The 13,049-nt window shown below is 69.9% G+C and carries 16 protein-coding genes; 6 read left to right on the plus strand and 10 right to left on the minus strand.

Features of this window, described 5'->3' with window-relative positions:
- A partial coding sequence (locus VB737_RS02455) for an anti-sigma factor (protein WP_500310832.1) occupies positions 1-437 on the plus strand: 437 nt, incomplete at its 5' end.
- A gap of 3 nt (positions 438-440) precedes the next feature.
- On the plus strand, positions 441-1,124 hold the full coding sequence (locus tag VB737_RS02460; protein WP_500310834.1) for a cupin domain-containing protein: 684 nt from the start codon (positions 441-443) through the stop codon (positions 1,122-1,124).
- Positions 1,125-1,146: 22 nt separating this feature from the next.
- Here the strand turns inward: VB737_RS02460 and VB737_RS02465 are convergent, their stop codons facing one another.
- The 6 genes from VB737_RS02465 to VB737_RS02490 form a co-directional block, all read right to left on the minus strand.
- Complete coding sequence (locus VB737_RS02465; protein WP_500310836.1) at positions 1,147-1,983, minus strand: metal ABC transporter permease; 837 nt, start codon at positions 1,981-1,983, stop codon at positions 1,147-1,149.
- Between the two features lie 239 nt (positions 1,984-2,222).
- The gene (locus tag VB737_RS02470; protein WP_500310838.1) at positions 2,223-2,435 is read right to left on the minus strand and encodes a DUF8657 domain-containing function; all 213 of its coding nucleotides are present in this window, start codon (positions 2,433-2,435) and stop codon (positions 2,223-2,225) included.
- Positions 2,436-2,697: 262 nt separating this feature from the next.
- Positions 2,698-3,066, minus strand: a complete 369-nt coding sequence (locus VB737_RS02475; RefSeq protein ID WP_015110192.1) for an AbrB family transcriptional regulator — start codon at positions 3,064-3,066, stop codon at positions 2,698-2,700.
- 68 nt (positions 3,067-3,134) lie between these two features.
- Positions 3,135-4,367: a mechanosensitive ion channel family protein gene (locus VB737_RS02480; RefSeq protein WP_500310840.1), complete on the minus strand. Its 1,233-nt coding sequence runs from the start codon at positions 4,365-4,367 to the stop codon at positions 3,135-3,137.
- Entirely contained in the window at positions 4,364-5,656 is a 1,293-nt protein-coding gene (locus VB737_RS02485) for an extracellular solute-binding protein (protein WP_500310842.1), read from the minus strand. Before VB737_RS02485 ends, VB737_RS02480 begins: the two co-directional genes overlap by 4 nt.
- A 46-nt stretch (positions 5,657-5,702) precedes the next feature.
- The gene (locus tag VB737_RS02490) at positions 5,703-5,957 is read right to left on the minus strand and encodes a hypothetical protein (RefSeq protein WP_094585220.1); all 255 of its coding nucleotides are present in this window, start codon (positions 5,955-5,957) and stop codon (positions 5,703-5,705) included.
- Between the two features lie 62 nt (positions 5,958-6,019).
- On the opposite strand from VB737_RS02490, the gene VB737_RS02495 reads away from it, so the two are divergent.
- Positions 6,020-6,505 (plus strand): protein phosphatase, encoded by a 486-nt coding sequence (locus VB737_RS02495; protein WP_500310844.1) that lies wholly within the window; start codon positions 6,020-6,022, stop codon positions 6,503-6,505.
- Here the strand turns inward: VB737_RS02495 and VB737_RS02500 are convergent.
- A complete protein-coding gene (locus VB737_RS02500; protein ID WP_500310846.1) occupies positions 6,429-7,793 on the minus strand; it encodes a ScyD/ScyE family protein in 1,365 nt (454 codons plus the stop codon). The genes VB737_RS02495 and VB737_RS02500 overlap by 77 nt on opposite strands.
- A 133-nt stretch (positions 7,794-7,926) precedes the next feature.
- Here VB737_RS02500 and VB737_RS02505 point away from each other — a divergent pair, with 133 nt between their 5' ends.
- Complete coding sequence (locus tag VB737_RS02505) at positions 7,927-8,580, plus strand: 2OG-Fe(II) oxygenase (RefSeq protein ID WP_500310855.1); 654 nt, start codon at positions 7,927-7,929, stop codon at positions 8,578-8,580.
- A gap of 16 nt (positions 8,581-8,596) precedes the next feature.
- Here VB737_RS02505 and VB737_RS02510 read toward each other — a convergent pair whose 3' ends face one another.
- The gene (locus VB737_RS02510; RefSeq protein ID WP_500310848.1) at positions 8,597-9,952 is read right to left on the minus strand and encodes a 1-acyl-sn-glycerol-3-phosphate acyltransferase; all 1,356 of its coding nucleotides are present in this window, start codon (positions 9,950-9,952) and stop codon (positions 8,597-8,599) included.
- A gap of 147 nt (positions 9,953-10,099) precedes the next feature.
- Between VB737_RS02510 and VB737_RS02515 the strand changes: the two genes are divergently transcribed.
- A complete protein-coding gene (locus VB737_RS02515; RefSeq protein WP_323304021.1) occupies positions 10,100-10,762 on the plus strand; it encodes a DUF47 domain-containing protein in 663 nt (220 codons plus the stop codon).
- Positions 10,763-10,777: 15 nt separating this feature from the next.
- On the plus strand, positions 10,778-12,154 hold the full coding sequence (locus VB737_RS02520) for an inorganic phosphate transporter (RefSeq protein WP_500310850.1): 1,377 nt from the start codon (positions 10,778-10,780) through the stop codon (positions 12,152-12,154).
- Here VB737_RS02520 and VB737_RS02525 read toward each other — a convergent pair.
- Both VB737_RS02525 and VB737_RS02530 read right to left on the minus strand, forming a co-directional pair.
- The gene (locus VB737_RS02525) at positions 12,132-12,641 is read right to left on the minus strand and encodes a hypothetical protein (RefSeq protein WP_500310851.1); all 510 of its coding nucleotides are present in this window, start codon (positions 12,639-12,641) and stop codon (positions 12,132-12,134) included. The genes VB737_RS02520 and VB737_RS02525 overlap by 23 nt on opposite strands.
- Positions 12,638-13,049: hypothetical protein (locus VB737_RS02530; protein ID WP_500310853.1), on the minus strand; the 412-nt coding region annotated here is incomplete at its 5' end. The genes VB737_RS02530 and VB737_RS02525, both read right to left, overlap by 4 nt.

Raw genomic sequence — 13,049 nt, forward strand, 5'->3', positions numbered from 1 at the left:
GGCTGGTGCCCTCCCTGCTGGCGGCCGGCCTGCTGGTGCTGGCCGGCGAGCTGCACCAGACCCGCCAGCAGCTGGCGGGTCTGCAGCGGCAGTTGGCGCCGGCACCGCTCGCCGATCCCCGCCTGTTGCCGCTGCAGGCCGTGCAGCCCGGCCAGAAGGCTGTCGGTGAGGTGCTGGTCACTGGCAACCGCAGCCACAACCTGCTCACCCTCAGCCACCTCCCCCCCCTGCCGCCGCAGCGCACCTACCGCCTCTGGGCCACCGTGGGCGGAAAGACCGTCGGTTGTGTCCACTTCGTGCCCAACGCCCGCGGTCAGGTGGCCATGCCCATCCCCCTCTCCCCCACCAGCCAGGCCAGCGCCGTCAGCGTCAGCGTCGAAGGCGATCCCAACAGCCCGGCACCCAGGGGCCCGATGCTGCTCACCAGCTCCCTCTGAACCATGGCCCCCGCCCCCTTCCCCACCCAGCTCCATGCCGACCGGGGCCGCAGGGCCGTCGTCGACAGCGGGGCCCTGCCCTGGCATCCCTCACCCCTGGCCGGGGTGGAGCGGCGCCTGCTGGAGCGCGATGGTGGCGAAGTGGCCCGGGCCACCTCGATCGTCCGCTACGCCCCGGGCAGCCGTTTCTCCCCCCATGGTCACGGCGGCGGCGAGGAGTTCCTCGTGCTCGAGGGCATCTTCTCTGATGAGTACGGCGACTACGGCCCCGGCACCTACGTCCGCAACCCGGTCGGCTCCGCCCATGCCCCCTTCAGTGAGGGCGGCTGCACGATCCTGGTGAAGCTGCGCCAGATGGACGCCGCTGACCTGGCGCGGGTGGTGATCGACACCGGCCACGCCACCTTCGTGCCCGGCCTGGTGGCCGGCCTGAGCGTCTTGCCCCTGCACGGCTTCGGCCTGGAGCACGTGGCCCTGGTGCGCTGGGAACCCGGCACCCGCTTCCCCCTCCACGCCCATCCCGGAGGGGAGGAGATCTTCGTGCTCGAGGGGGTGTTCGAGGACGAGCAGGGGGCCTACCCGGCCGGCACCTGGCTGCGCAACCCGGCCGGCAGTCGCCATGCGCCCTTCAGCAGCCGCGGTTGCCTGATCTGGGTCAAGACGGGTCACCTCGACCCGTCCAGCTGATCGCCTCCTGGCGGATCGGCCGTCAGGGCGTCGCCGCCCGGCCCCGCAGCGGGGCCATCGCCAGGGCGACCAGGAAGGCCACCAGCTGGGCGATCACGACGCAGGGGCCGGAGGGGAGTGCGAAGGCGGCTGACGCCAGCAGGCCGAGCACGGCGCCGCTGGCCCCCAGTCCAGCGGAGAGGGCTACGTAGGTGCCGAAGCGCCGGCTCACCAGCCGCGAGGCACAGGCGGGGATGACCACGAAGGCGCTGATCAGCAGCACCCCCACCGCCTTGACGGAGATGGCCACCACCACCGCCAGCAGGACCAGGAACACCAGTCGGTGCAGGGAGACGGCCACCCCCCGGGAGCGGGCCAGGGGTTCATCAAGGGTGAGCAGCACCTGGTCGCGCCGGGTGAGGGTGAGGTAGCCGGCGGTGACGACGAGCAGGGCCCCGATCAGGGCCAGGTCGAGCCAGGTGACGCCCAGGATGTCGCCGAACAGGAGCTGCTGGATGCCGCCCTTGTAGACGCGCAGCAGGCTCAGGGCCACCACGGCCAGGGCCAGCGAGGAGGAGTAGACGATGTTCAGCAGGGCATCGGCCGGCAGCTTGCTGCCTTGCACCAGCTGGTTCGTCATCAGGGCGAACAGCACCGCGAAGGGGATCAGCACCAGGGTGGGATCGATGCCCAGCAGCAGGCCGAGGGTGATGCCGAGCAGGGCGGAATGGCCCAGGGCGTCGCTGAAGAAGGAGAGCTGGCGCAGCACGGCGAAGCTCCCCAGCACGCCCCCGAGGGCGCCGCTGAGCAGCCCCCCCAGCAGGGCCCGCTGCATGAAGGGAAGCTGCAGCAGCTCCACCAGGGTTGATGCGGCTGCCATGCCCTCGGTCATGGGCGCTGTTCCCGGTGCGTCGCTGCCATCGGCTCAGGGTACCCAGGGCACCCTGGACGGGCGCTCAGGATCCCGGATGGGCCAGCGCCAGATCCAGCGCCTCGACGACCAGGGCCAGGGAGGCCGCCAGCAGGGCGAGGCGGCCGGCGCGGCAGAACAGCCGTGAGGTGATGACGAAACCCATCGGGATCATGGGCGTGCTCCGGTGGTGGGGAAGGGAAACAGGCTCAGTGGGGGAGGCGGTGCAGGGGGCGCAGATCCGGCAGGGCGGCGGAGAAGGCGGGGGAGCCGTGGCGGGTGAGGGGCCAGCGACGCACCCAGCAACTGTCGTTCTCCTCGTCGATGCTGATCACCTGGTAGGTGCCGCCCTGGCGGCTGCCGAGCGCCACGAAGCTGCCGGGGTGCAGGGCCGCTGCCGGGTGGGAGGTGGGGTAAGGCATGGGTCGAACCACGCATCAGCCTTCAACGTAACAGAAGGTTGCGAATTGGTTGACGATTCTGCCCGCCGTGTGCATTCCAAAGCACAGGGCCCCTGCCTGCAAACGCGTAGCCCCCCTCGAGCATGACCCGAGGGGGGCTACTTTGCCGGAGCTTTGGGAGTTGATCAATCTCCCCGCCCCGCACCCTTTGTCTAGAACGGAAGCGACGGCTACAGCGCTGAACCGCACATAGCTTCACGGAGCGGCTGTCAGCGGTTGCGGTTCACTCGTCGTCGTCGGAGCCGCCAACGGGCACCAGCCGGATCGCCTTGCGTCCGAGCTTGATCTCGAATTCATCGCCCGGCTCGAGGCCCAGCATCGCGGTGTAGGCCTTGCCCACCAGCAGATTGCCGTTGAACTGGACCTTGGCGGTATAGCCGAGCTTGCGGCCGGCCTTCGTGGCCGCCTTGCCGACGCCGTCGCCGAGGTTGATGCCCTTGGCATCGAGAAGGGCTTCGTAGAAGGCCGTGAAGTTCAGGCGCTCGTTGCCGTCCTTCTTGGTGCTCACGTAGCCGCAGCTGCGCACCAGATCGGACTTCGAAGCATCGCCAAGCTCCTTCACCTTGGCGAGCAGATCGGCACCTTTGAGCATGATGCAATGGCGGTGGGTATTGATCACAATTGTACAACTCGGGGCTGCGATCGCCAGGGGAGCCAGATTCAGCTTCTGGGTGGACCCTCGACCCGATACTGCACCTGCTGGGGGAAGGGGATCTCGATCTGCCGGTCCCGGAAGGCCCGCCAGATGGCGGCCTGCACTTCACTGCAGATCGAGACGTTATCCATCGGGTTGGCGATCCAGAAACGCAGGGCATAGTCGATGGAGGAATCGCCGTAACGGAGCAGCAGGCCCTTCGGTGCCGGGGTGGCCAGAATCCGGCTCTGGCCGCGGGCCGTGGCCTCCAGCAGGGTGATGACCTCGTCGGGATCGTGGTGGTAGGCGGCGCTCACCAGCACCTGGCTGCGCCGCAGGGTGTCGGTGCCCGTGTAGGTCACGGTGGTGTTGGTGAAGAAGGTCTGGTTCGGGATCACCAGTTCGGCGTTGTCCCGGTCGCGCCAGAGCACCGCCGCCCGCAGGCCGAGGCTGCGCACTTCGCAGGGATCACCGTCGATGAAGAGCACCTCCCCCGGCCGCACCGAGCCTTCGAACAACAGCCAGAGACCGCTGACGAAGTTCGAGAAGACTTCCTTGATGCCGAAACCCAGGCCCACCGAAAGCCCTCCGGCGACCGCCAGGATCGCGGTGCGGTTGAAGCCCACGTGATCGAGGGCCCAGACGATGCCGACGGCCACCGCCGCATAGCGGATCATCAGGGCCAGGGCCCGGCGACTGCCGTTGCTGATCCCCACACAGCGCTGCACCAGCCAGGCCACACCCTGGGCGGGTGGCCCGGTGCCCATGGCCAGCATGTAGACGATCAGCACCGCCAGCAGAAAGTTGCCCAGGGTGACCTCGGAACCGAACCATTGGCCGATGGGGATGAGGGCCAGATCCTGGGGGTTGTCGAACACCCGGATCACCAGAAGCGTGGCGACCAGGAGGTAGGCCGGGCGGATCAGGCGGGTCTCCAGCACCTGCATCTGCTGGTGCTGAATGAACCGGCCCAGCAGCAGACGCACCCCCCCCAGACCCAGCCAGCCCAGGTAGAGGAGCAGTCCGAGCAGCACCAGGCCGAAGGGCTGGCCGGCCAGGGCCAGGGCCAGGGACAGCAGGCCCAGCAGGCCGATGATCATCACCGAGGGCCGGCCGGCTAGGGGAAAGCGGGGGACCAGTCGGCGGCCCAGCGGCCCCTGGCCGAAGAAGACGAGCAGCAGCAGGATCACCTGCACGCGCACCTCCAGGCGCTGCAGGTAGCCGAACCAGCCGGCGATCTCCAGCAGCAGCAGGTTCATCGGGACTTCCTGGCACTGAGGAGTTCCACCAGAGCCTCAAGGGCCGCCGGCTGGCTCAGATCATCGAACAGGTAGCGGGTGAGCAGGGCCTGCCACCCCTCCCGCTGCCCTTTGCTGCTCGCTTCGAGGCGGATCGTGGCGCGATCCATCGACTGCTGCCGGCCCTCCACCATGGCCGCCACCACCGACGAACTGCGCACCGGTGGTGCCACCTCCCGGTTCACCGGCAGCACGTACTGGTTGCGCAGGATCATGTCCCGCTGGTGAAGGGGACTGATGGCGAAACGGGCCAGGGCCAGGGCCAGCTGGCGCTGGTCCGGACTGGAGTTGACGCCGAAGGCGATCACCCGCTCCCGGGTGACCGGGCTGGCTTCACCGAACGGCCCCGACGGCAGGGGGGCGACACCGAGGTTGTCGCCCAGGCGCGAGCGCAGCCGGGTGATGTTGATGCTGCGGCACGGAATCCAGTCGAGGGCACCGGCCATCAGCTCCTTGAGCAGTTCCGTCTCGGTGGGGTACACGGTGAGGTGCTGCTGCTGGTCGGCCATGCGCAGCCACTCCAGCCAGCCCCGCAGGCCCTGCCGGGTCTTCGGGGTCGCCGGCTTTCCAGCCAGCAGGTCGCTGAAGGCGTCGATCGCCCCGAGGGGACCCAGGGTCCAGGCCAGGTTGACCGCATCGAGGGACAGCCCCACCTCCATCCCCTTGGCGCTGAAGGCCAGCAGCTCATCGAGGCTGGTGGGGCTGCGCCTGACGCGGCGCCGATCGAAGCAGGCCACCTGGGGCTGGAGCTCCATGGGGATGCCCGCCAGGGTGCCGTCCCTGCGCCGCACCCGCACCACCGAACCCGCATCGAGCTGGTCCAGCACCACGGTCGGAAAGGACACGGTGTTGATGAGCCGCTCCCGGGCCAGCTCCCGGGCGGTGGATTCGTTCACCAGCAGCAGGTCGGGGCTCAGGCCGGTGCGGTTGCGGACGAGGAGTTCGTTGCGCAGGCTCTCTTCGGGGATGACCTCCACCTGCAGCCGCACCCTGGGCTGGAGGGTGCGGAAGTTCGTCTGGAGCAGGGTCGTGCGCATCCTGATCTCCTTCTGCAGCTCGGTGTCCAGGGCGTCCTGGCTGACCCCCACCGCGATGTAGAGGGTGCCCTGGAGGGGGCGCAGCATCGGCTGCAGGGGGCTGCTCTGACAGCCCCCCAGGGGGAGGGCCAGGCCCGCCGCGATGACTCCGATGGCGACCCGCCGTCTGCCCTGGCCGGGCGGGGTGGGGGAGGGGCGGAGGAGGGGGATCACATGGGGAGGTTAGGGGCGTTGCCCGCGGCCGCCCCCAGAGCGCCGCTCAGTCCTCGGGGTAGAGCAGTTCGGCCAGCTCGTCGGGGTCCACGTCGTAGACGCGGGCCAGGGTGGTCTCGATGGCGCTGGTCACCACGTCCGGCAGGAAGCGCATGGCGTTCAGGGCGTCGTCGGCGATGTCGTCGGTGAGGAGTTTGTCGCCCCCCAGCTTCTCGTCGTTGATCACGGCCATCACCCAGCTCTGGTAGGCGGTGACGAGATCGGCGAACTCGAGCTCAGGATCGTTCAGATCGAGGGCCATCGGGCGTCTCCAGGGACGGTCGTTGCCCCTGCAGTTTGCCGCCTGGCCGTCAGGATGGCCGGATGGATCAGGAACCCCTGCCATCGGTGGCCTCCCTGCAGGGCACCCTGTTCGACTTCGCCATCGCCGAGCTGGTGCGCCAGCACCGGCAGAGCTTCCCGCCCCTTTGGACGGCGGAGAGCTGGGCCAAGCTGCTGATCTGGCTGGCCCTCAGCTGCGGCTGCTCCGGCGATACCCGAGCCCTGGAGGCCTTCGCGGCGGCCCTGGGTCCGGCGCTCACGGCCCGGATGCGGCGGCTGTACTTCGAGCGGGAACTGCCCGACCTCAACCTGCGGGTGATGGCCGATCCCGCCGAGCAGCAGGTGCTGGTGCTGCCGCTGGAGGCCGGGCCCGCGGCCGGTGCCGAGGAGGCCATCGCTCCGGAGGCCATCACTCCTGAGAGGGTGGCCGCCGCCCTGGAGGCGGTGGGCCTCAGCCCCCTGGTGACGGACGATCGAGGGCGCTGGCAGTCGCTGGAGGCGCTGGTCGCCGTGCCCTGGCGGAGCTGAGGCCCCTGCAGCGGCGCCGCAGACGCCGGGCCTGGGCGAAGGCGACGCCGACACCCAGCAGGGGCAGGGGGCCGGGCACCGGCGAAGGGGTGAGGGCGAGCAGCTGGCCGTTCACCCCGTCGCCGTCGTTGGCCACGTAGATCGTTCCGTCGCGGCCGACGGCCAGGCCCGTGGGCCTGACCAGGTCGTCGAAGACCGTGCGGACGCTGCCATCGAGGCCCAGCTTCAGGACGCGGCCCGACGGGGGGCCAAAGAAATCATCGCTGTACTGCAGCAGGTAGAGCGCCTCATCCGGACCGGCGGCGATGTCGATCAGGTTGCTGAAGCCCCCCGCGAACCTGGTCACCGGGTTGATGAAGTCGTAGCGGAACACATCGGCGCTCCCGGGGGCGAAGGGAAAGCCGGAGAGCTGGGTGATGTACAGCGCCCCGTCGGGGCCGATGGCCATGCCGGTGGGCACCGCTTCGGCCGGGACTTCGGGAAACGGGAAGGGGAACGGCAGGTGGGAGGTGTCGACGAGCTCCTCCGGGAACACGTTCACCAGCGAGACCTGGTTGGCAGCGTCGGCCCTGAGCAGGCTGTTGCCGCCCGAGTCGGTGACGTAGGTGTCGTCCCCGCGCACCACCAGGGCGAAGGGATTGCTGTTGAGATCCTCGCTGCCGTCGGGATTCCGGCTGCCATCGGGGTTCTGGCTCGCTTCGAAACCGGCGATGTCGGCCAGGGGCGTCAGGCTGCCGGCGGCCAGGTCGATGGCGACCGTCCTGCCGAAGAGGGGGCTGCTGTCGGGGGGAATCAGGTTGGGATCGGCGCCGAGGCCGAAGACGCCGAACAGCTGGCCCGAGGCGTTGAAGGTGAGGTCCGCCAGGCCCGTTCCTTCCGAGAAGGGGGCAGGGCCCATCCCATTTGGGTCAGGGGGGAAGTCCGGAACCGCCAGGGACGGCAGGTTGGCGAGGGCCCGGGAATAGACGTTGGTGGAGCGGTCGAACAGACCGACGGCCCCGGTGGTGCCGTAGCAGAGGGTGTTGCCGCTGCCGACGACCAGGCACGGCCCGCTGCCGCCCCGGCCCGCCTCGCTGAGCACCAGGTTGCCGTTCGGCGCGATCGTCAGCCCACGCGGATTCTCCAGCCCCGTCACCAGGGTGCGCACCCGGTAGGGGGCGGCGTCGGCGGGGGCGCCCGCCGCCAGCAGGCCGGCGCCGGCCCAGACCCCCAGGGCCAGGCCAAGCAGCCCAGGGCCAGGTCGGAGCAGGCGTTGGCGGGAGGTGGTGGTCCGCGGCGACGGCGTCATCGGCAGGACGGTCTGGGGGAGGCGTCAGGCGGCACTCTGCCGATCCTGCGGGCCCCGTCAAGACGCCGACGACACCTGCGGTGGACTCCGGGCCTCCGTTCTAAGGTCCATGGCCGAGTGGATCTGGGCGCGGATGCGGCTGATCGGCAGCTTCGAGGATCCCGGCTACGTGGCCCTGGCCGATGCGGCGATGGCCTTCTTCGACCGCCGCACCGACCTGCAGCACCGCGGCGTCGCCTTCTCCTTCGGGGCCGATGGCGATCCCGGCGCGGCGGGGGCGGCGGGGGATCCCGGCAAGGTCTCCACCGACATCAGCCTGGTGTGGATCGACCGCTCCGATCCCGAGGCCCAGGGACTGGCGGACGTGATCATGCGCGGCGTCTCCGCCGGTCTGAAGCGCTACCTGGCCGAGCGTCCCCTGTTCCTCACCTGCTGCCCGGAGCGCTCCCTGTTCGTCAACCCGATCTTCAACCTGCAGCGTTACGCGCCGGGGGAGGGGTTCTACAGCTGGCACTGCGACTGGAACACCAGCGACGAGGCCACCGAGCCGATCCGCCGGGTGCTGGCCTGGATCCTCTACCTCAATACCGTCCCGGACGGCGGCACTGAATTCCACTGGCAGGACCACCACGAGGAGGCCGTCAAGGGCAAGCTGGCGATCTTCCCCGCCGGTCTCTCCCACCTGCACCGGGGCCGCGTCAGCCAGAGCCACACCAAGACCATCGCCACCGGCTGGATCAATGCCGGCACGCTGGACGCCTACGTGGCCCGTCTCGCCGCCGGCTGAGGCCCCGGGCCAGTGCTCAGCCCAGGGGCGACGGCACGATCAGCCCCTCCAGCCGTCGCTGCAGTTCCTTGGTGAGCGCCTCCACCGCCCGGCGCCGATCCTGGCGGTAGTCGGCGAGGCGCCCGTCCACCACGATCGGTCGGTCGACGCTGATCCGCACCCGCCGCCGCCCCAGCCGGGGGCGCTGGTTGGCGGTGTGGCCCTGGATCCGGCACTGGGTGTCCCAGAGCAGCAGCAGGGTGTCGGCGAACCGTTCCTGGCTCGGCCGCTCCCGCACGTAGCTGCCGCTCACCGCCACGAAGGACTCCACCACGCGCATGTGCCACAGCTGGGCCTCGGTCTCCTCCGCCAGCCGGTCAGCCAGGGCCCGGGCCAGGGGACTGGGGGGTTCGCTGCCGGGGAGCCTGGCGGGGTAGAGCCGATCCCAGCCGGCCTGCTCCAGGCGCCGGCAGCGGTCGGTGAGGCTGCCGCAGGGCTGCATGCCGAAGGACTGCTCCACCCGCCGCAGGGCCAGATCCATCAGCCGCTGCAGCCGGGGCCCGAAGGCGGGGTCGGGATCGCGCTGCTCGGGCAGGGCCAGGTGCACCTTGTCGCGGTAGAAGGCCTCCATCTGCTCGAGCATCCGCTCGCCGAGGCGCACCAGCCGCGTGTGGAGACGGGAGGGGTCGAGGTCGTGGCCGGGATCGGGGGCCAGGCCGGCCCCCTCCTCCAGCCGGCAGAGCAGGCCCTCGATCGCCCCCCAGACCGGTTCGATGAAGCTGTACTGCAGGCCGATCGGCAGCAGGTCCATCCGCTCGTGGCGACCGGCCTCCGCCAGGTCGGCCGCCGTCCAGAAGGCGAGCTGGGCGGTGCCGGGCTCCAGGGGGCTGAGGCGCTCGTTGTGGCCGTTGGTGGCTCCCTCCGGCGCCAGGGCGAAGGGATGGGGCCCCTCCAGCAGCAGCTGCCGGGCCGTGCGCAGGGCGGGCAGATCCAGCTTGCTGCGCTGGATCGAGGCGCCCCCCAGGCGGGTGAACAGCCACCCCATCGTGGCGCCGGCCCAGAGGGGGATGCCGCGGTCGAACAGGAACTGGCCGGTGGGCGCCGGATCGAAGCGCAGGCCTTGGCGCCGGCCCGCCCGGGCCAGCTCCACCCAGAGCAGCCGGGCCATGCTGAGGGGATCGTCGAGGCTCGGGTGCCGGAAGGCGAGCAGCAGCCGGCTCTCCCCGGCCTGGAAGGAGCGCATCGCCTCGATCAGCGTGGCCATGCCCTCCACCTCCACCGCCGTGATCCGGCAGCGCCAGCGCAGCCACAGCGGCAGCACGATCCGGCCCAGCGCCAGCACCCGACCATCCAGGCGGGGGGGCAGGAACTCCAGGGGCGGGGCGGTGGCCATCGGCGGAGGCTAGGCGGGGTGATCGCTGCTGCGCCGCGCGATCGGATCGGAGGGTGCCGGCTGCAGGGGTTGCGAACATTCTGAGGACGCGTTCTGAAGCGGAGCAGCCCCCGTTACCGTGCTCAGACGGGTGCGTGAGCGAGGCAGGTGTCCAACGAAACCCCTCCCCTGTTCGGAAAAACCAGATTTCTCGAGGGCCTGATCGATCAATTCCTCGACCAGATCTCAGAGGGCATCATCCTTGTGGAGATGGGGATCAAGGCCTATCTCTCCAACGATGAAGACACGGACATCTGCCTGGAGAAGCTGAATCAGATCATCGAGATCAAAAGGCGCTGCAGTGAACTGCGCCGCACGATCGTGACCATGCTCTACACCGAGATGCTGCTGCCCGATGCCCGTGGTGACGTGCTGCGACTGCTCGGTAGCCTGTTTGAGCTGCTCGATGAGATGGGTGACAACTATCAGGAGTTGATGATCGTCCAGCCGCGGCGAATGCCGGAGTTTGGTCAGGATTTCGCGGATCTCACCAACATGGCGATCCGCAGTGTGCAGGCCGTGGTGGTGGCGGCTCGCACCTTTTTCCGCATGCCGGCGGCGGTGCGCGACCACATCAACGAGGTGCGGGTGTTCGAGGATGAAACCGACAAGCTCGCTTGGCGGATCAAGCGCAGGATCTTTGCCGCCGATCTCAGCTTCGAGCAGCGCACGCAACTGCGTGAGGCCGCGGCGATGATCGACGCCCTCGCGGACAAGGCGGAGAACATCGGCGACAGCCTCTCGATCTTCGCGATCAAGCGCTCGCTCTGAGCCGGAGCTTCGACCATGGCCTTGATCGTCACCCTGATCTTTCTCTCCAGCGGCCTGTTCCTCGGCTGGTCGATGGGCGCCAACGACGCCTCCAATGCATTCGGCACCGCCGTGGCCACGCGGATGATCCGCTTCTCCACTGCCGCCTTTCTTTGCAGCGTGTTCGTGATCATCGGTGCGGTCACCAGCGGCACCGGCGCGGCAGAGGGGCTCGGACAGCTGGGAGCGATCAACGCTCTGCCGGGGGCCTTCACCGCCGCCTTGGCGGCCGCGCTCACGGTGGCCTGGATGAGCAAGGTGGGGCTGCCGGCCTCCACCAGCCAGGCGGTGGTGGGCTCGATCCTTGGCTGGAATCTGTTCAGCGGCTCCCCCACCGACCTTGGCACGCTGCGGCGGATCGTGGCCACTTGGGTGATCTCGCCGGTGCTCGGGGCGATCTTTGCGATGCTGCTCTATACGCTGCTGGTGCAGTGGATCCGGCTCACCAAGCCCCATCTGCTCTCGCTCGATCGCAACACCCGCAGCGGCCTGATCCTGGCGGGCATCTTCGGCTCGTACGCCATCGGCGCCAACGGCATCGGCAACGTGATGGGCTTCTTCGTGGAAGCCTCGCCTTTCCGTGACCTGACCCTGGGGCGGTTCAATGTGACCTCGGTGGAGCAATTGTTTCTGATCGGCGGCATCGCTGTGGCCGTTGGCGTCTACACCTATTCGCGCCGCGTCATGATGACGGTGGGTGACAGCCTTCTGGCCCTCTCACCCCTGGCCGCCTTCGTGGTGGTGGTCTCCCATTCGCTGGTGTTGTTCATCTTCTCCTCCACGGCGCTGGAGAGCCTGCTGGCGAGCTGGGGGTTGCCGACGATTCCCCTGCTGCCGGTCTCGGGATCGCAGGCCGTGATCGGCTCGGTGCTCGGCATCGGGCTGCTCCAGGGCCTCCGGGGCGTGCGGCAGATCCGCTGGGGGGTGCTGGTGGGGATCGCCTCCGGCTGGGTCACCACGCCCCTGATCGCGGCGGTGATGGGCTTCGTCCTGTTGTTCGTGGTGCAGAACGTCTTCGGGCAGGAGGTGTTCCGCCCGCTCGATCAGGGGCTCAGGCCAGCGGCGATCGAGCGCGTCAATGGGGCCCGCCTCCCCCAGCTTGCTGTGGTGGCTCCCCGCCTTGCTGCGCACGGAGTTACAGCCTCTGCAGCGACGTCCGATCCCCACAGGCTTCCCACGACGCTCCGTCCGTTCGCCATCTCCGACCGGGTGCATCAGCACCGCCGAGGCCTTCCTGCCGCTGAGGACCACCAGGAGCTGGGTGAAGCGGATGATCGGGCTGGCGCGCCGTCGCCGGTTTCGGCGGCGATGAACACGGGCGGCGCCAACCTCAGCGCAGCTCCAGGGGGGTGATCGGCCCGTCGCCCCGCCGCACCCCCAGCCGGATCGGCCGGGGCGGACCCTGCGCCGGCAGGGTCACCTCCACCCACAGCTGCTCGCCGGCCGGGCGGCGGGAGGGATCGGCCACCCCGGGCGGGATGAAGTAGGCCACCGAGGGCCCCAGGCGCCAGCGTTCGCCCTGTGGTGTCGCCGGCAGGCTCTCGGAGCGCGGGGTGGCGTCCGTGGCCAGGGTGGCCCGCACCCGGTCGGCCTCGCTGCGCAGCACCAGCCGCTCCCCCGACCAGGGCCTGGACTGGCCGGCCGGCACCTCGGGGGCCGGCACCAGCAGGGCCAGGTTCACGTAGCGCCCCCGGATCGGCAGGTAGGGATCCACCGGCTCGCTCAGCATCCAGCCCCGGGGCCGGGTGGCCCGATCCAGCAGCAGCTGGCCCCCCAGGCTCAGCAGCAGGCCGCCCTGCAGCAGGGCCAGCAGCAATCCGCGCGCCGGCGCGGGGATCATGGGGTCCCCCTGGCGATGGCCCGGGCCACGAGCCGGCGGCGCAGCAGCTCCAGGCCCCAGCCGCCGCCGAGGAACAGCACCCCCAGGCCGATCAGGCTGGCGGAGCGCCCCAGGCTGTCCATCACCTGCGAGACATAGAAGGCCAGCACGTCGATGGCGATCAGGGCGGCGCCGAGGTTCACCCGCTCGGAGCGGCCCTCCATCACGCCCCAGGCCACCAGCAGCAGCCCGCCCACCGCCCACCACAGATAGGTGAACACGCCGGCGTCCTGGTGGGTGGACCAGGCCAGCGCCACCCCTGGCAGCAGCCAGCCGATCGCCACCGCCAGGGGCCAGGCGCGCCGGCCCCGCAGGCGCAGGCCCAGCAGCAGGGGGGGCAGCCGGGACTTGAACTGGAAGGGGAAGCGG

Source organism: Synechococcus sp. BA-120 BA3, assembly GCF_034931285.1.
Taxonomy (GTDB): Bacteria; Cyanobacteriota; Cyanobacteriia; order PCC-6307; family Cyanobiaceae; genus Cyanobium.